General features: G+C 59.6%; 13 protein-coding genes and 1 other RNA gene. 4 read left to right on the forward strand and 10 right to left on the reverse strand.

What is annotated here, in order from left to right; genetic code table 11:
- Positions 1 to 85: 85 nt before the first annotated feature.
- Positions 86 to 1438 (reverse strand): MFS transporter, encoded by a 1353-nt coding sequence (locus PP263_RS21400; RefSeq protein ID WP_308366117.1) that lies wholly within the window; start codon positions 1436 to 1438, stop codon positions 86 to 88.
- Positions 1439 to 1521: 83 nt separating this feature from the next.
- On the opposite strand from PP263_RS21400, the gene PP263_RS21405 reads away from it, so the two are divergent.
- Both PP263_RS21405 and PP263_RS21410 read left to right on the forward strand, forming a co-directional pair.
- The gene (locus PP263_RS21405) at positions 1522 to 2700 is read left to right on the forward strand and encodes a S8 family serine peptidase (protein WP_308366118.1); all 1179 of its coding nucleotides are present in this window, start codon (positions 1522 to 1524) and stop codon (positions 2698 to 2700) included.
- A gap of 518 nt (positions 2701 to 3218) precedes the next feature.
- Entirely contained in the window at positions 3219 to 7766 is a 4548-nt protein-coding gene (locus PP263_RS21410) for a hypothetical protein (protein WP_308366119.1), read from the forward strand.
- Positions 7767 to 8023: 257 nt separating this feature from the next.
- Here PP263_RS21410 and PP263_RS21415 read toward each other — a convergent pair whose 3' ends face one another.
- The 9 genes from PP263_RS21415 to PP263_RS21455 all read right to left on the reverse strand — a co-directional run bounded on the left by PP263_RS21415 (position 8024) and on the right by PP263_RS21455 (position 15478).
- Positions 8024 to 9139: a saccharopine dehydrogenase NADP-binding domain-containing protein gene (locus PP263_RS21415; protein ID WP_308366120.1), complete on the reverse strand. Its 1116-nt coding sequence runs from the start codon at positions 9137 to 9139 to the stop codon at positions 8024 to 8026.
- A gap of 396 nt (positions 9140 to 9535) precedes the next feature.
- Positions 9536 to 9808, reverse strand: coding sequence for a hypothetical protein (locus tag PP263_RS21420; RefSeq protein WP_308366121.1), 273 nt, complete (start codon positions 9806 to 9808; stop codon positions 9536 to 9538).
- Between the two features lie 119 nt (positions 9809 to 9927).
- The gene (locus PP263_RS21425; RefSeq protein ID WP_308366122.1) at positions 9928 to 10215 is read right to left on the reverse strand and encodes a hypothetical protein; all 288 of its coding nucleotides are present in this window, start codon (positions 10213 to 10215) and stop codon (positions 9928 to 9930) included.
- Positions 10216 to 10720: 505 nt separating this feature from the next.
- Complete coding sequence (locus PP263_RS21430) at positions 10721 to 11221, reverse strand: GNAT family N-acetyltransferase (RefSeq protein ID WP_308366123.1); 501 nt, start codon at positions 11219 to 11221, stop codon at positions 10721 to 10723.
- Positions 11218 to 11505, reverse strand: a complete 288-nt coding sequence (locus PP263_RS21435) for a DUF1778 domain-containing protein (protein WP_183456399.1) — start codon at positions 11503 to 11505, stop codon at positions 11218 to 11220. Before PP263_RS21435 ends, PP263_RS21430 begins: the two co-directional genes overlap by 4 nt.
- 151 nt (positions 11506 to 11656) lie before the next feature.
- Positions 11657 to 12044: a transfer-messenger RNA gene (gene ssrA, locus PP263_RS21440) on the reverse strand.
- A 137-nt stretch (positions 12045 to 12181) separates the two neighbouring features.
- Positions 12182 to 13528 carry a sodium-dependent transporter gene (locus PP263_RS21445; RefSeq protein ID WP_308366124.1) on the reverse strand — a complete coding sequence of 449 codons (1347 nt, stop codon included), beginning with the start codon at positions 13526 to 13528 and terminating at the stop codon, positions 12182 to 12184.
- A 43-nt stretch (positions 13529 to 13571) separates the two neighbouring features.
- Positions 13572 to 14051: an SsrA-binding protein SmpB gene (gene smpB, locus PP263_RS21450; protein WP_308366125.1), complete on the reverse strand. Its 480-nt coding sequence runs from the start codon at positions 14049 to 14051 to the stop codon at positions 13572 to 13574.
- Positions 14052 to 14059: 8 nt separating this feature from the next.
- The gene (locus tag PP263_RS21455) at positions 14060 to 15478 is read right to left on the reverse strand and encodes a sodium-dependent transporter (protein WP_308366126.1); all 1419 of its coding nucleotides are present in this window, start codon (positions 15476 to 15478) and stop codon (positions 14060 to 14062) included.
- 182 nt (positions 15479 to 15660) lie between these two features.
- On the opposite strand from PP263_RS21455, the gene PP263_RS21460 reads away from it, so the two are divergent.
- Both PP263_RS21460 and PP263_RS21465 read left to right on the forward strand, forming a co-directional pair.
- Entirely contained in the window at positions 15661 to 16101 is a 441-nt protein-coding gene (locus PP263_RS21460; protein WP_308366127.1) for a type II toxin-antitoxin system RatA family toxin, read from the forward strand.
- A 5-nt stretch (positions 16102 to 16106) separates the two neighbouring features.
- The gene (locus PP263_RS21465) at positions 16107 to 16439 is read left to right on the forward strand and encodes an RnfH family protein (protein ID WP_308368655.1); all 333 of its coding nucleotides are present in this window, start codon (positions 16107 to 16109) and stop codon (positions 16437 to 16439) included.
- Positions 16440 to 16506 lie beyond the last annotated feature (67 nt).

Genomic DNA, 16506 nt, shown 5'->3' on the forward strand with positions numbered 1-16506 from the left:
TTATCATTATTTCGACATGACATGAGGTTCGGGAGAGGAAAGCCTCAGGCAGCCTCCCATGCAAGATAGATTGATCGAAAGTTTGTCAGGAGTCCGATAAAGACCGCTTGTTCCCAAACGCCGAGTCCGGCAGCCTCCAAAGCACCACCCCGCCCGCCACAAACAACAGAATCACCGCCAACATCGAATAGCGCACGTCGCCGAACCAAGCCCCGGAGAGCCCAAACAGCGGTGGGCCGATCAGTGCGGCGAACTTACCCATCAGGTTGTAGAAGCCGAAAAACTCGCCGCTCATGTGGGCGGGGATCAATAGCGCGTAGCAGGAGCGACTCAGCGCCTGCACACCACCCTGCACCAGTCCCACCAGGATTGCGATTGCGAAGAATTCCCAGGGCGAGCGGATCAGTGCGCCCCAGATACACACCAGGATATATACCGCCAGACCGATAGTGATGCCCCGCCGCGGACCTATGCGGTGGCCCAGATGGCCGAAGGCAATGGCCGCGGGGAAGCCGATAAACTGCACCAGAAGCAGCGCGGTGATCAACTGGTCGCGCTCGAAGCCCAGTGCGCGACCGTAGGCCACCGCCATGCGAATCACCGTGCCCACGCCATCGATGTAGAGCCAGTAGGCGAGCAGGAAGATACATACCGACCGGTAGCGGCGCAGATTGCCCAGGGTGCTGCGCAGCTGCGCGACCCCCCGAAGCCAGGCCGAACCACCGCCCGCTGCGCCGACGGCCGGAGGCTCCGGCACCAGCAACAGCAGCGGTAGGGAAAACACAGCCCACCAGAGCGCGGTGGCCACAAATGCGGCCAGCGCCGCTTGGGTGCTGTCGGCAAAGCCAAAGGCTTCCGGCCTGAGTGCTGCGACCACACAGCCGAGATACATCAACCCGCCGCCGAGATATCCCAACCCGTACCCCAGTCCTGATACCGTGTGCCACTGTTCCTGCGGCGCCACACTGGTCAGCAGTGCGTCGTACAGCAGGTTGGCCCCCATAAAGCCGACTGTGGCGCAGACAAACAGCAGCGATGCCGCCAGCCAAGCGCCACTTGGCACCCCTGATAGCAGAGCGGTGGCAACCATCCCGGACAATGCAAACAGGAATAGCAGGCGCTTGCGTGCCCCGGCAGCGTCCGCCAGCGCGCCGACCAGTGGCGCGCTCAGAACAATCACCAGCGAAGCCGCGGAGTTACTCCAGCCCAAACGCAGGTTGGTCACTTCCGGCGACGCCCCGGTATTCCAGAAATCCTGGAACAACAGCGGAAAAAATCCCGCCAGCACCACGGTGGCGAAGGCGGAATTTGCCCAGTCATAGAGAGCCCAGCCCCAGATGGCGCGCCGCCCGCGCCTCGCGCCAATGCCCTGCATAAATTCTTCCGTGACCAGATCGGCGTGTTCCCGCTCAGCATAGCTGCCCCTGGCCGGGGCCAAAAATGGGCGCTCATTTTCCCCTGTTGGGGAAAGGGGCTCTTATGCTTGCTGGAGTTCTTACACAGCTTCCGGGAGGAGTGGTCATGTCCGAGCGATTTATCGTATTACAGAGTTCCAGCGCGGTGATCCCTGCCAGCGCGAGCATGGGTGGGGTCGCCATCGCACATGCGCCGGTTGAGACCCTGTCGCTGACCGAGGTGGACCTGAGCAAGGCCGAGCACGCGAGCCTGCGGCACGACCCGCGTACCCGGGCCATAGCGCGAGCCATGCCGATGAAGCTCATAGAGCCCGTCGAGTCCGGGGCGGTAGCGGACCCCCAGGCCGGTGGGGAGACCTGGGGCGTGAGGGCGGTGGGCGCGCCGGAGTCGCCGTTCAGTGGCGACGGCGTCACCGTGGCGGTGCTCGATACCGGCATAGACCCGGACCACCCGGCGTTTCAAGGCGTGGAACTGGTGCGCAGGAACTTCACCGACGGCAGTGACGACGACCAGCACGGCCACGGAACCCACTGTGCCGGGACCATTTTCGGCCGCAACGTGAACGGCCTGCGCATCGGTGTAGCACCCGGGGTCAGGCGCGCGCTGATTGGCAAGGTGTTGGGACCGGGCGGCGGCTCTTCCGCGAGTATCGCCCATGCCATTCAATGGGCGATCGAGGAGGGCGCCCATGTAATCTCCATGTCCCTGGGTATCGACTTCCCGGGCTTCGTCGACGAGCTCGTGCACCGCGAGGGGCTGGACGTCAACCCGGCCACCTCCATCGCCCTTGAGCAGTACCGCGCCAACGTCAATCTATTCAATGAACTGGCCGGTTTCGTGAACTCCATCGGTGCCTTCGGCCATGGATCGATCATCGTCGCCGCCTCCGGCAATGAGAGCAACAGGCCCCAGTTCGAAATCGCCGTGGCCCCGCCGGCGGCGGGCACTGGCATCGTCGCTGTAGGCGCTTTGCAACAGGGAACTGACGGCCTGCGCGTGGCCTCGTTTTCAAACACCGAAGTGGACGTGTCCGCCCCCGGCGTGGGGGTGATCTCCGCGCGGCCGGGCGGCGGCCTGGTGTCCATGAGCGGCACCAGCATGGCCACCCCCCACACCGCCGGCGTGGCGGCGCTGTGGGCGGAAAAACTCAAGCGGCAAAACGGTGGCATTGAGAGCGGCGCGCTGCTCGCGCAGTTGGTTGCCCGCGCAGACCGCGCACCGTTGGCCGAAGACGCTGAAGAAGAGGATGTGGGCAGTGGCATAGTGCGGGCGCCGCTGGAATAAGAGCTTATACTTGGCCCGGTGCGACTAATATTCTCCACGCTCGCTTCGCAGAGTGCCTGGTTCTCCATTGTCTGAGCGAATTGGCCTTGAAGGCGGAGTTGGCCCAGTCATGAAGGGGCCAACTGCAGATGTCTGTCAACTTCCTGCATAACCTCCTCCATGAAGAAGTAGGTCGAGGTAAGAGGATGCTTGTTTACTGTGCTCAGCAAAGTGTTCGATAGCAGGAGTGATCGGCCTCAGCTTGAAAGTGCTAGCAGTTTCCCGGCTTGGCTGTTGCTGTGTGCTTTGTTGCTAATCGATAGTTTCTGATATGTGGGTTTGAAAAACGTACTACTGGCCAAATGCTGTGAATTAAATATTGCAGTGCTTGGTTTGCTTCTGTCACTTCATCCAATTTCTTTCTCTGCAGACCCCCATTGATATATAGTAGCCGACCTTGCTTCTGTACCGGGCTGCGCCCCTGTGCAGTTTGACAGGAAATCTATAAAAGATACTTAAGGACTTGGGGGCTGTAGGCCATGGACCATTCGTTCGTCAATCGATTCTTCTCATTCTTTTTTTCCTCCACTTTTTCCACACTCTTTGCGATCACACTGTTTAGTAACTGGTCCTATGCGGATGAACCGGATTCCGATGCGGATGGCATGCCAGATTACTGGGAGATTATGTACGGCCTGGATGCCTCCTATGCAGGCGATGCCCAGACAAACCGGGATATGGATCTTCTGCTCAACCTGGCTGAATTCCAGCTTCTGACCAATCCAGAACGTGAAGATACGGACTGGGATGGTGTTAACGATGACCAGGATCCATGGCCGACCAATGGCCGCTATGCTCATGATGCCGATAGCGACGGCTTGCCTGATGGTTGGGAGCAGGCACGGGGATTGTCGGCTGTGGATCCCGGCGATGCGGAATCCGACCTCGACGGCGATCAGTTGACTAATCTCCAGGAGTTTCAGCTGGGCACCCGCATCGACCTGGCCGATACCGACAGGGACGGAGAGATCGACAGCCTGGATGTATGGCCGTTGAATCCGGCCTACAAGCACGATTTTGACGGGGACGGCTTACCTGACCAATACGAACAGCAGCATCCCTTTTTGGATGAAAACTATCCGGGTGACGCACAGGACGATATTGATGGCGACCTGTTAACTGCGCTTCGGGAGTTCGAACTGGGCACCGATCCGGAAAATCCGGATTCGGATCTTGATGGGATAATTGACGGAGAGGATGTAGCGCCTACCAACCCTCGATACCAATGGGACCAGGACAGCGATGGCGCGCCTGATGAATGGGAAGTGCAATTCGGGTTCTCGCCTTCCAATCCTTACGATATCGTGAATCCCTATGACGGTGACAATGACGAAGTCTCGCCGCTGAATGAATTCAACCAGGGGACCGATCCCCGACTGGACGATTCAGATATGGACGGTATCTGGGATGGCCAGGACCGTTTTCCTTTGGATGCGGAATACACCAGGGATGAGGATCTTGACGGAATCCCGGCTATGTGGGAGTCCATGAACGGAGCTGATGATCACAATCCCAGTGACGCCAGCATGGATTCTGATGGCGATTCTTTAAGCAACCTTTACGAATTCTTACTGGCTACCAATCCGAATAACCCGGACACCGACAACGACGGCGAGCCGGACGGCTTCGACTGGTGGCCTCTCGATCCCGACAAAGCGCGGGACATGGACGGCGACGGCATCCCCGACGCCTGGGAAATCACCCACGGCCTGAATGAAACCGATCCCCTGGACGCCGAACAGGACCAGGACGGCGACGGCCTCAGCAACCTGGAAGAATACCGGGCCGGAACCCGCCTCGACCTCCACGACAGCGACTTCGACGGCGTGCCGGACGGCGAAGACATCGTCCCGTTGAATGCCGCCTACAAGTACGACTTCGACCAGGATGGCCTGCCGCAAGCCTACGAACAGCAATACCCCTTCCTGAACGACAGCTACCCGGAAGACGCGGCAGAAGACTTCGACGGAGACGGCCTCAGCAACCTTCAGGAATACACTGCCGGCACCAACCCGGAAGAGCCCGACAGCGACCACGACGGCCCAATGGACAGCGAAGACCCGGAGCCGACCGATCCCAAATACACTCTGGACCAGGACAGCGACGGCCTGCCGAATGAGTGGGAGTGGGAACACGGCTTCAACGACAACGACCCCCTGGATGCCGGCCTTGACGACGAGCGCGACGGCCTGAGCAACTTGCGGGAATACCAGCTGGGCACCGATCCTCGCAACTACGACACAGATGGTGATGGCGAACCGGACGGTACAGACCGCTACCCACTGGACTTCAAATACCGCTTCGACCGCGACCGTGACGGCATGCCGGAAGCCTGGGAAATGCAGTACGGCTTCAACGACAGCAACACCTACGACGGCGGCGAAGACCCGGACGGCGACGGCGCGCGCAACCGCCGGGAGTTTGAACAGGGCACCGATCCCCACAACCCAGACACCGACGCCGATGGCGAACCGGACGGCTTCGACTGGTGGCCGCTCGATCCCAGCAAAGCGCGGGACATGGACGGCGACGGCATCCCCGACGCCTGGGAAATCACCCACGGCCTGAATGAAACCGATCCCCTGGACGCCGAACAGGACCAGGACGGCGACGGCCTCAGCAACCTGGAAGAATACCGGGCCGGAACCCGCCTCGACCTCCACGACAGCGACTTCGACGGCGTGCCGGACGGCGAAGACATCGTCCCGTTGAATGCCGCCTACAAGTACGACTTCGACCAGGATGGCCTGCCGCAAGCCTACGAACAGCAATACCCCTTCCTGAACGACAGCTACCCGGAAGACGCGGCAGAAGACTTCGACGGAGACGGCCTCAGCAACCTTCAGGAATACACTGCCGGCACCAACCCGGAAGAGCCCGACAGCGACCACGACGGCCCAATGGACAGCGAAGACCCGGAGCCGACCGATCCCAAATACACTCTGGACCAGGACAGCGACGGCCTGCCGAATGAGTGGGAGTGGGAACACGGCTTCAACGACAACGACCCCCTGGATGCCGGCCTTGACGACGAGCGCGACGGCCTGAGCAACTTGCGGGAATACCAGCTGGGCACCGATCCTCGCAACTACGACACAGATGGTGATGGCGAACCGGACGGTACAGACCGCTACCCACTGGACTTCAAATACCGCTTCGACCGCGACCGTGACGGCATGCCGGAAGCCTGGGAAATGCAGTACGGCTTCAACGACAGCAACACCTACGACGGCGGCGAAGACCCGGACGGCGACGGCGCGCGCAACCGCCGGGAGTTTGAACAGGGCACCGATCCCCACAACCCAGACACCGACGCCGATGGCGAACCGGACGGCTTCGACTGGTGGCCGCTCGATCCCAGCAAAGCGCGGGACATGGACGGCGACGGCATCCCCGACGCCTGGGAAATCACCCACGGCCTGAATGAAACCGATCCCCTGGACGCCGAACAGGACCAGGACGGCGACGGCCTCAGCAACCTGGAAGAATACCGGGCCGGAACCCGCCTCGACCTCCACGACAGCGACTTCGACGGCGTGCCGGACGGCGAAGACATCGTCCCGTTGAATGCCGCCTACAAGTACGACTTCGACCAGGATGGCCTGCCGCAAGCCTACGAACAGCAATACCCCTTCCTGAACGACAGCTACCCGGAAGACGCGGCAGAAGACTTCGACGGAGACGGCCTCAGCAACCTTCAGGAATACACTGCCGGCACCAACCCGGAAGAGCCCGACAGCGACCACGACGGCCCAATGGACAGCGAAGACCCGGAGCCGACCGATCCCAAATACACTCTGGACCAGGACAGCGACGGCCTGCCGAATGAGTGGGAGTGGGAACACGGCTTCAACGACAACGACCCCCTGGATGCCGGCCTTGACGACGAGCGCGACGGCCTGAGCAACTTGCGGGAATACCAGCTGGGCACCGATCCTCGCAACTACGACACAGATGGTGATGGCGAACCGGACGGTACAGACCGCTACCCACTGGACTTCAAATACCGCTTCGACCGCGACCGTGACGGCATGCCGGAAGCCTGGGAAATGCAGTACGGCTTCAACGACAGCAACACCTACGACGGCGGCGAAGACCCGGACGGCGACGGCGCGCGCAACCGCCGCGAGTTTGAACAGGGCACCGGTCCCCACAACCCGGATACCGACAACGACAGTGAACCGGACGGCGAAGACCAATGGCCGTTGGATCCGACGAAAGCCCGGGATGACGATGGCGATGGCCTGCCCAACGCATGGGAGGAATCCCATGGCCTCTCTCCGTTCAACCCGGCAGACGCGGCCGCGGATTTTGACGCTGACGGGCTTTCAAACCTGCAGGAGTATCTGGTCGGAAGCCGGGTAGATCTGGCGGATACCGACGGCGATGGTATCGCCGACGGAATGGACTTGTGGCCGCTGAACGCCAGTTACCACAGCGATCAGGATGGCGATGGCCTGCCCGGCGCATTCGAGCTGCAATATCAATTTCTCAGCGACGAATTCCCGCACGACGCCGTTGAGGATTTCGACGGCGATGGGCTCAGCAATCTTTCCGAGTTCGAAATAGGATCTGATCCGCAAGCTTCCGACTCGGATGCTGACGGTATTGCAGATGGCGAGGACTTTGCCCCGGTGGACAATCGCTATCGATTGGATGCGGACGGGGACGGCCTGCCCAATGAATGGGAGTTGGCCAACGGGCTGGACCAGTTTGGGGCCTGGGATGCCAACGATCCCTATATCGGAGACACTGACGGTTTGACTCCGCTGCAGGAGTTCAAATTGGGTACCGACCCGAATAGTGCCGATTCCGATGGCGACGGCGTCAATGACAACCTGGACCGCTATCCGCTTAGTCCGCTTTATAGCAGGGACAGCGACCGTGATTCCATGCCTGATTTTTGGGAGTCAAACTACGGCTTCAACCAATTCAGCGCGCTGGATGGCAGTGAAGACCCCGATGGGGATGGCGTCAGTAATCGCTACGAATTTGCTGGCGGCAGCAATCCCCTGGTTGACGACTAGCTGTGCTCAGGGGGCGCCGCCTATTTATCTATAGATAGGTGGCGCAGTCAGAATCAAATATAGCTAAAAAAACGAAATTAGCTGCAAGCATCTCCCATCACTTGGGCATTGTTGTTGCCTTTCTCATCGGGGATACCGAAAGAGACGGTTTGGCCTGGGCCAAAATTGTTATTTGGTGTCATCGCGTCCCCACACTGGCGTACCGTAAAGTAATCTTGTCAGAAGTTTTCGGAGTCGTCATATCTGAAAAACAGATTTTAAAGGTTGTGGCGACTTGTTTGCCATTGAATATTGAGGTCCGAGAGCCCGGCGAGATACTCGTCGAGGTCGATAAAGCCTATGCAGGGATGAGCGCCGGTATCGGTGGTTTCACCGCGGATCAACTTCTGGGTCATTAGAATGGCGGGGATGCAGGGAATATACAGGCCGTCGCCGTGCCGGGCCACGATTTCAAATAAGATCCGCCGTGTCTTTCCCTCGGCAGTTCTTCCGGTCAGTTCCATATAAAAGCCGCTGCCGTCGTCGCCGAAAATATCGAACAGCCTGGAAATTTTCAGAAGTTGCGGCGCCATCCTGGAAAGTGAAGGAAAGAGCCGAAGGCTCACCAGCCACGACATGGCTGCGAGGATCAGGTGAAGGAGTTTGAGTTCCAGGCCGGCGCGAAAGCGGATGGTTTTTAGCGACGGATAGCGTTTTGGGAAAAGATCCAGGTCAGGGATATCGCAATTTCCCAACGGCCGGCTCCCCAGGCCGTGGAACTTGCGAAAGCGCAAACCGAGCCATCCATAGACATCGCGCATCCTCCCCTCGATCAAGGTTTTGAATGGCTTTCCGGCGTAGCTCAGAACCGACAGGGTGGTGGCGAGTCCTCGATTGGTCAGCTGTGCGGTTGCAATCGCATATTCAATGCGCTCCAGTGTCCCAAATTCATCGATATATTGGTCGATGATGGCGGAGGATAGTGCTGGAACGGAACTGGCGCCGCTGCAAATAAGCAGTTTACGTTCCTTCGCCGCCCGGTCGAGTTCTGCGATACCGTTAACGAAATTCCGGCCATCGGCGAGATCGATATAGTGGCACCCATGGTCAATACAGGCTTTGGCAACTTTATAATCCTGCAGCTGATAAGGGCCAGAGGTATGGATCACGATATCCGGTGCAATCTGCTCCAGGCTGTCGGCCAAGCCCGAGGTGATATCAATCTGGGTTGCCTCGGGGGTATTGATCGCGTCGAGCTGACCAGCCAGGGCATGGGCCTTTTCCCGGTTCCTGCCGGCGATAATCAGTTGGACATCCGCGTTGCGCGCCAGGCGTTTGGCAATAAAACGGCCAAAGTTTCCATAACCGCCGATAATCAGAACCCGTTGTATCACAGTCCCTGTCTCCTCAGATTTCCTCAGCCTATCGATAACCTGCAGTTGTGTAGCGGGCTTATCCTAGGTTGCTTGAGCCATTCGCTGCAAGTTGTTTGCTGGAATACATGTGCCCTATCACGATTTTTTCGATCTTTTGGAAGAGAAGTTCGGACTGAGCGGGGTAGGGATGATGGAGAGATTTGGTGCTATGCACCCCTATCAGGGAGGCCTATGGCCGTCCTAACACACTGCGCATGTTAATCGAACCACCTCTTCACAGATCAACGAAAAAGCCCACTCCTTTCGGAGTGGGCGGGGGTTGGAGGGGGTTGGAGGGAGTCGAACAGTGCGCTACCCGCCGCGCGTGAGCACTTTCGCCGGGCAGGTCTATGGGCGCAGCTCGGTCAGTGCGGCTCAGTCGCGGTAAAGTTCCGCCCAGCCGCAACGCTCCCGCTCGGCGATGCAGCGCTCTTGGTTCGTACGCTCAGCCGGTAAGTAGCGGCGGGGGTTACCGCATATCCAGCAGCTGCAGAGCTTGGCTGTGCGAGCCAGGATGCCGAGATGGCGACGGCGTTGCTGCGGTCGTAGCGTGCCGATATAACCGCCATAGTAATACAGGCGTTTGGCTTTCAGCCGCGCGCGGTGGTGGCGCCGCAGGGCGCGTTTGTGTCTGTCTCGGTGGTACATGGGGTTTCCTCATTTTCCGGCCGGGACCGGTGGGCCCCGGCCTGTGTTATGAGGAAGCCGATGGGGAAGCAGGTGCTGTGGAATATAATCATGATGCGTCTGTTACCAGTGTGCAGTGGTTAGTGTCGGCGCTCGACAGTGATACCCGAGTCGTCCCCCAAATGAAAATAAAAACGGCCCCGAGCGGTATCGCCATCGAGAAGCAGCCATCCGCGCCCGCTGACAGGATCCATTTCGTCGAACCCGGACCAGGAGAAATCGAAGCGAGTTTCATCGCCCAATGCTTCCAGATATCCGTCCAGTTCGCCGCCCACCAGCCCGAACTGGAATTTGCCAGTGAGATCGCGATGGATGGTCAGGAAGGCGCGCACTTCCATGTCCAGGTAGTCCGCGTCCCACATTTCCATATCGACGATACGCCAGGTATCGCAATAGAGCCTTGCGCATATCGCGGCCCTTGAGGCCGGGATTCATATTGCGCTCGGTAAATGGCTCCGCGCTGTGCTCTTTGTCGATCACCTCGCCGGAGAAGGCCACCATGGCGCTGACGTTCTTGTAACCCTTTTCCCGCACATATTTGTCAAAGGCCAGCTTATAGCGCACCGCCTCCTTGCGGCTGCTGGTAACTACCATCGCCTTGGCCTCGCCACGCTCGGCAATCGGCGATGACAAGCTCTGCCGAAGCTGTGATCAGGCTCCCTTAGTGGAGCCTTTGTCATTTCTGGGCGCGGCAAATCTTATCCCATGCACAAAAAGGCCCACCCCTTGTGGGGTGGGCTTTTTTGTAGAGGGTACTTTAAAACTTAAGGCCGAAGGACTGTTGGTCTCTGCCGCTGAGGGCTCGCGTGAACCTGGTTGCTCGCCGGTTGTTACCCGTGCAGTTGGAAGCCCCGCAGATAGGGCGGGGAGCAGTCACAGAGATTTTAGTGGCAGGAACAAGCGGCGACTATCGGTAGCGAGCCGCGCAAATCCGAACTGTTCGTAAAAACTTTGTGCATCTTCGTCGATAGCGTCGACCACCATGGCATAGATGGCGATTTCATCGCTCGCGGCCAGCGTGCGCTTTAAGGCATCGGCCAACAGCACTCGGCCCACCCCATGCCCCTGCGCGGCCTGGCTGACCGCCAGTCTGCCGAGTAAAGCGGCCGGAATCGGGTGGCGGGGTAGCTTGCGGGCGAGATTCTCCGGCAGTTGATTGAGTTCAATCGACAGGGTGGAAAGGGTGTAGTAACCCACGATGGTGCTCGGGTGACTCTCTTCTGTCGCCACGAACACCTTGCTGACTCGGCGTTTCACATCCTGTCGAGCCTGCTTTCGGATGTAGTCATCCAGGGAGGTATTGCCGCAGTGGAAGCCGGGCCTGTCGTGGTGATTGTTCAGTGGCGTTATAACGAGGCTGGCGTAGTCGGTCATTTCCCGGTAGTGCGCCGATCATGTTCTTTGAGGGCGGCTGCCAGTTTTTTGTTGAAGCGGACCGGTTTGTTCAATGCGTTGAAGAAGGCCTCGGAATCCCGGGCGTTCAGGCTCATCATTTCATGCTCTTGAATGGTTTTCTCGGCACGGGCCAGGGCACTGGTGAGGATAAAGTTGCTGACGGTTTTGCCTTCGAAGCTCGCGGCGCGCTCCAGCACTTTCTTGGCATTGTGCTTCAACCGGAGGTTGATCCGGTCTTGTTTGGCGTCTGTGGTCGCACTCATGGTGAATCGCCTCCGCAAGGGGCCGTTGAGATGAATGTAATGTACGTCAAAACGGTGCCTCTATCAACTGTCGCGACGGGTAGACTGTGCAGCTGCCGCCGCACAATTCAACAAAAAAGCCCACTCCTTCCGGGGTGGGCTTTTTGTTGATTGGTGGAGATGGCGGGAGTCGAACCCGCGTCCGTCAGCACTCTGCCAGAGGCTCTACATGCTTAGTTCCGTCAATTGATTTAGCCGCATACAGCCCGACGGGCAAGACGTAATTGGCGAGCCTGTGAAAGTTTTAGCCGATCCCCGACAGGCACGGTTCAGGGCGATCCAGTTCTGTATGACAGCCTGCAGCGCGGTACTGGAACCTTACCGAAGGCCGCTAAGGGCGAACCCTTAGTAGTGCTTCACGGGCTGCTTACGCAGCCAGTTGGGCACCGTAGTTGTCGTCGTTGGCAACTAATAAATTGCAGCTTTGGATTTACGTGATTGGCTGCCATCACGGCATGCACCCATGGTTTCGTCACCGGCGTCGAATCCAAGTCATCCCCGATAAGAAACACATTCGTGTAGGCGAAGTATACCAAAATCGGGGGTGGGGCAACAGGTGCCGGGGGGCTATTTGTGGATGGGTAGTCGGGAGCGGGCCCGCGGCCCGCTTGCCGAGCTGGAGCTCGGCGCTCCCGGGTTAGAAAACTGACTGGACGAAGGCCGCCAGTATCAGCAACGGGCAGACGATGCGCACATACCAGGGCCAGACCTTCCAGAACAGGGTCTGTTCCACGTTCTCGTGGCCCTTTTCCAATTCCGCCAGCAACTGGTCGCGCCGCCAGATCCAGCCGGCGAAGATGCACAGGGCCACGCCCAGTATCGGCTGGCCGTACTCGGTGCTGATGCTGACCACCAGTCCGAACAGGGCGTCGAAGTTAAAGATGATCAGGCTGCTGATGGCGAAGATTGCGAGCCCCACCAGCGGGGTGGCCAGGCGGCGCCCGATGCCCAGGTTTTCGATGGCGAAGGCCACGGGGACTTCCAGCATGGAGATGGAGGAGGTGAGGGCAGCGATCACCATCAGCGCGAAGAAAGCGATGGCCACGAACAGCCCGGCGGTGCCCATGGTCTCGAACAGGGCCGGCAGTACCTGCATGATCAGCCCCGGGCCGGCGATCAGTTCGCCACTCTCGGAGAAGATCTGGGTGCCCGCCTCCTGGGCCACGTACATCGCCGGCAGGATCAGCAGGCCGGCGGTAAAGGCAATGCCCACGTCGATCAGGGTTACCAGTGCACCCAGGCGCGGCAGGCTCTCTTCCCGGCTGAGGTAGGAGCCGTAGATCAGCATGGTGCCCACGCCCAGGGAAAGGGAGAAGAAGGCCTGGCCCATGGCGGAGAGCATCAGCTGCGGCGACAGGTGGCTGAAGTCAGGCATCAGATAGACTTCCAGGCCCTCCATCGCACCGTCCTGGGCCAGCACATAGATGATCAGCAACAGCAGCAGCAGGATCAGCGACGGCATCAGCAGGGTGGACCAGCGCTCGATCCCCTTCTCCACACCACTGGCGATAATCAGCATGGTGAGACCGCTGAAGATGGCGGTGGCGGTGAGATTGCGCAGGGCGCTGTCGCCGGTGAGCCAGTCCGCGGCGCCGCCGGCGCCGGCCAGGGTGGCGAAGGGTGCCGCCAGGTGCGCCACCATCCAGCCGGCGACGATGGCGTAGAAGCTGAGGATCAGCGAGGCCACGAGAATGCCGCCGAACCCGGTCAGGCCGCCGAGAAAGCGGGTCACCGGGCCGCGGGCGATGCCGCGCAACGCCTGGACCATATTGCGGCGCGCGTGGCGGCCGATGGTGAGTTCCGCCATCAGTGCCGGGTAGGCGAGCAGGAAGGCCATAAACAGGTAGACCACCACAAAGGCGGCGCCGCCGTTGCTGGCGGCTTTGGTGGGAAAACCCCAGATATTGCCCAGGCCCACGGCGGAGCCCGCTGCGGCCATCAGGAAGCCGACATTGGAACTGAATTGTCCTCGCGGTGCACTCATAGCTTATCTCGTCGTTATTCTTCTTCGAAATTGAAAGCGCGGGCTAGCGATTGTCGCTGCGTAATACCCGCTGTTTCTGGCGGTCCCAGTCGCGCTCTTTTTCGGTTTCGCGTTTGTCGTACTTGGCCTTGCCCTTGGCCAGTGCTATCTCGCACTTGATCAGGTGCTTTTTCCAGTAGAGCGCGGTAGCCACAATGGTGTGACCCTTCTGTTCCACGGCGGTGATCAGTTTGTGCAACTCGCGCCGCTTCAGTAGCAGCCGGCGGGTGCGGTCCGGCTCGGTGACGAAGTGGGTGGAGGCGCTGGGAAGCGGTTGGATGCGCGCGCCCAGCAGCCAGGCCTCGCCGCCTTTGAAGATTACGTAGCTGTCGGTGAGCTGGGCTTTGCCCTCGCGGCAGCTCTTTACCTCCCAGCCCTGCAGCTCCAGGCCTGCCTCGAACTTCTCTTCGATAAAGTAATCGTGGCGGGCCTTCTTGTTGAGGGCGATGGTATTGGAGGTCGGTGCCTTTTTCTTTTTGGCCATAAATACAACTAAATAAAACTGTGTCCAAAGAACTTCAGGGCCACGGTGTTGATAAAAATCAACAGCAGTATCAGTGGGATAAAGGTGCCCAGGGAGAAGTTGATGTATTTCTGAGACAGGGAGCCGGCAAAGCCGGGGTCGCCTATCTGCAGTTCCTGATCAAAGTTGATTTTCTTCCATTTGTAGATCACGAACAGGCACACCAGGAAGCCATTGAGGGGCAGTATGGTGTCGTAGAAGATAATCTCCACCAGGTCGAAAAAGGATTTGTTCTCGCCCGTCAGCTGCACGAACTGGGTGAGCCAGTCGGCCATGCCGAAGGATACCGCGCAACCGATGGCCAATACGAACTGTACGAGTCCTACGGTGTAGATGGCCTTTTTACGGGACATGCAGTACTCGTCGCGCAGGGTGGCGAGTGGAACCTCGATAATGGAAACCAGCGAGGTCACTGCGGCCACCAGCACCAGAAAGAAGAAGGCGGCGGCCACGGCACTGGCGCCGGCGTAGCCCACGCTGTCCTGCAGGGCCAGGAATATCTTCGGCAGGAACAGGAAGATCATGCCCGCGGAGGAATCGCTCAGCTCCGCCGGGTCGATTTGCGGGTTGAAGTGAAACACGCTGGGCAGGATCAGCAGGCCGGCAGTAAAGGCGACCAGAGTGTCGGTGATGGCCACGGCCCTGGCGGAGCCGGGTATTGAGTCCTGCTTTTTCATGTAGGAGCCGTAGGTGATCATGATGCCCATGCCCAGGGACAGGGAGAAGAAGGCCTGGGCCATGGCCTTGCTCACCACTTCGCCGTTGAGCTTGGCGAAGTCCGGGATCAGGTAGTACTTGAGCCCCAGCGCCGCGTTCTCCCGCGTGAGTACGAAGATCACCAGCCCCAGCAGCATCACGAACAGCATCGGCATCAGGGTCTTGGCCGCGCGCTCGATGCCGTCCTTGACCCCCAGGGCGAGGATACCGTTGATACCAAGCATCAGCAGCACCAGATAGAAGAAGACCACAGGGGAATTGATGAACTGGAGAAAGTATGCCTCGGTGGCCAGTTGATCCAGATTGCCCCGCAGTGTCCCGATCAGGTAGCCCAGAATCCACACGGTGACCACCAGATAGAAGATCGCGATCATAAACGGCGTGATCAATGCCAGCCAGCCGGGAATGTGCCACAGGCGGGAACTGCCGGAAAGCTGGCGGTAGGCGCCCACAGGGTCCCTGTCGCTTCTGCGGCCCAGGGCCAGTTCCGCCATCATCACCGGCAGGCAGATCAGGAAGACAAAGAGTGCGTACACGAGCAAAAAGGCACCGCCGCCGCTCTTGGTGGCGGCTACCGGAAAGGCCACCAGGTTGCCGATCCCCACGGCGGAACCCGCCGCCGCCAGGATAAAGCCCAGCCGCGACCCAAAATGCTCTCTCACTGCGGACATAGTATCCTCGCTTGCCTGTTATTCTTGTGGTGTAGGTTTGCCCGGCTCTTTGGCCGTTCCAGTCAAAAGCGCGATTGTTGCAGGATTTGCCTTGCTTGAGTAGCGCCCGCTGGCAAAATTGCGTTTTTGTGGGACAGCACTCCATATTTCCAGGTTGTGATGAATATTCGTGTGGTAGAACAATGGCTCAGATAGAGCGCAGCGCGCTGGTGATGTACAGCGCGGAACAGATGTTTGACCTGGTCAACGACGTGGCCAGCTATCCCCAGTTCCTGCCCGGTTGCCGGGCGGCCGAAGTGCTGTACAGCGACGAGGACACCCTGGAGGCGCGCCTGGAACTGGCCCGCGCCGGGCTGCGCCAGAGTTTCGTGACCCGCAACCAACTGCGGCGGCCCGAGGGTATGACGCTCACCCTGGTGGAGGGCCCCTTTTCCGATTTCTCCGGCGAGTGGCGCTTCACCCCGCTGGCGCCGGACGCCTGTAAAGTGACTTTTTCTCTGGAATTCAGCTTCAAAAGTCGTCTGGTCGGTGCCGCGGCCGGCAAGCTGCTCAGCGATCTGGCCAACCAGATGGTGGACGTTATGTGCGTCCGCGCAGAGCAAATTTATGGAAAAACGCCATGACCGACATGACAGATAAGACCATCGCCGTGGAAGTGGTCTACGCGCTGCCCCACGAGCAGCGCCTGATCCGCATGTTGGTCAAGCCCGGCACCACCGCCCAGGAGGCGCTGGTGCGCTCGGGAATACCGGAGGAGTATCCGGAGGTGAAGCCGGAGACCGCCAAGCTGGGTATCTTCGGCCAGGCCCTGGGTACCAAGGGCCTGGCGCCGGCGGACCGGTACGAACTGCAGCCGGGAGACCGGGTGGAAGTCTACCGGCCGCTGATCGCGGACCCCAAGGAGGCGCGCAAGCAGCGCGCGGAAAAGGCCAGAAAACTGGCGGAGCAGAAACAGCCATAGAGGCCAGCCTGCAGGGCCAAAATCCCGCGCTTTGTTCGGGGTTTTGGCGGCCCGCAAGGGGCGGCGG

Source organism: Microbulbifer sp. TB1203 (assembly GCF_030997045.1).
Taxonomy (GTDB): Bacteria; Pseudomonadota; Gammaproteobacteria; order Pseudomonadales; family Cellvibrionaceae; genus Microbulbifer.

Excerpts from the sequence above, each read along its gene's own strand:
- PP263_RS21425 (WP_308366122.1), bottom strand. The coding sequence starts at position 10,215 with ATGGAAATGTGGGACGCGGACTACCTGGACATGGAAGTGCGCGCCTTC.
- PP263_RS21420 (WP_308366121.1), bottom strand. The coding sequence starts at position 9,808 with ATGTACCACCGAGACAGACACAAACGCGCCCTGCGGCGCCACCACCGC.
- smpB (WP_308366125.1), bottom strand. The coding sequence starts at position 14,051 with ATGGCCAAAAAGAAAAAGGCACCGACCTCCAATACCATCGCCCTCAAC.
- PP263_RS21410 (WP_308366119.1), top strand. The coding sequence starts at position 3,219 with ATGGACCATTCGTTCGTCAATCGATTCTTCTCATTCTTTTTTTCCTCC.
- PP263_RS21435 (WP_183456399.1), bottom strand. The coding sequence starts at position 11,505 with ATGAGTGCGACCACAGACGCCAAACAAGACCGGATCAACCTCCGGTTG.
- PP263_RS21430 (WP_308366123.1), bottom strand. The coding sequence starts at position 11,221 with ATGACCGACTACGCCAGCCTCGTTATAACGCCACTGAACAATCACCAC.
- PP263_RS21465 (WP_308368655.1), top strand. The coding sequence starts at position 16,107 with ATGACAGATAAGACCATCGCCGTGGAAGTGGTCTACGCGCTGCCCCAC.
- PP263_RS21405 (WP_308366118.1), top strand. The coding sequence starts at position 1,522 with ATGTCCGAGCGATTTATCGTATTACAGAGTTCCAGCGCGGTGATCCCT.
- PP263_RS21445 (WP_308366124.1), bottom strand. The coding sequence starts at position 13,528 with ATGAGTGCACCGCGAGGACAATTCAGTTCCAATGTCGGCTTCCTGATG.
- PP263_RS21455 (WP_308366126.1), bottom strand. The coding sequence starts at position 15,478 with ATGTCCGCAGTGAGAGAGCATTTTGGGTCGCGGCTGGGCTTTATCCTG.
- PP263_RS21460 (WP_308366127.1), top strand. The coding sequence starts at position 15,661 with ATGGCTCAGATAGAGCGCAGCGCGCTGGTGATGTACAGCGCGGAACAG.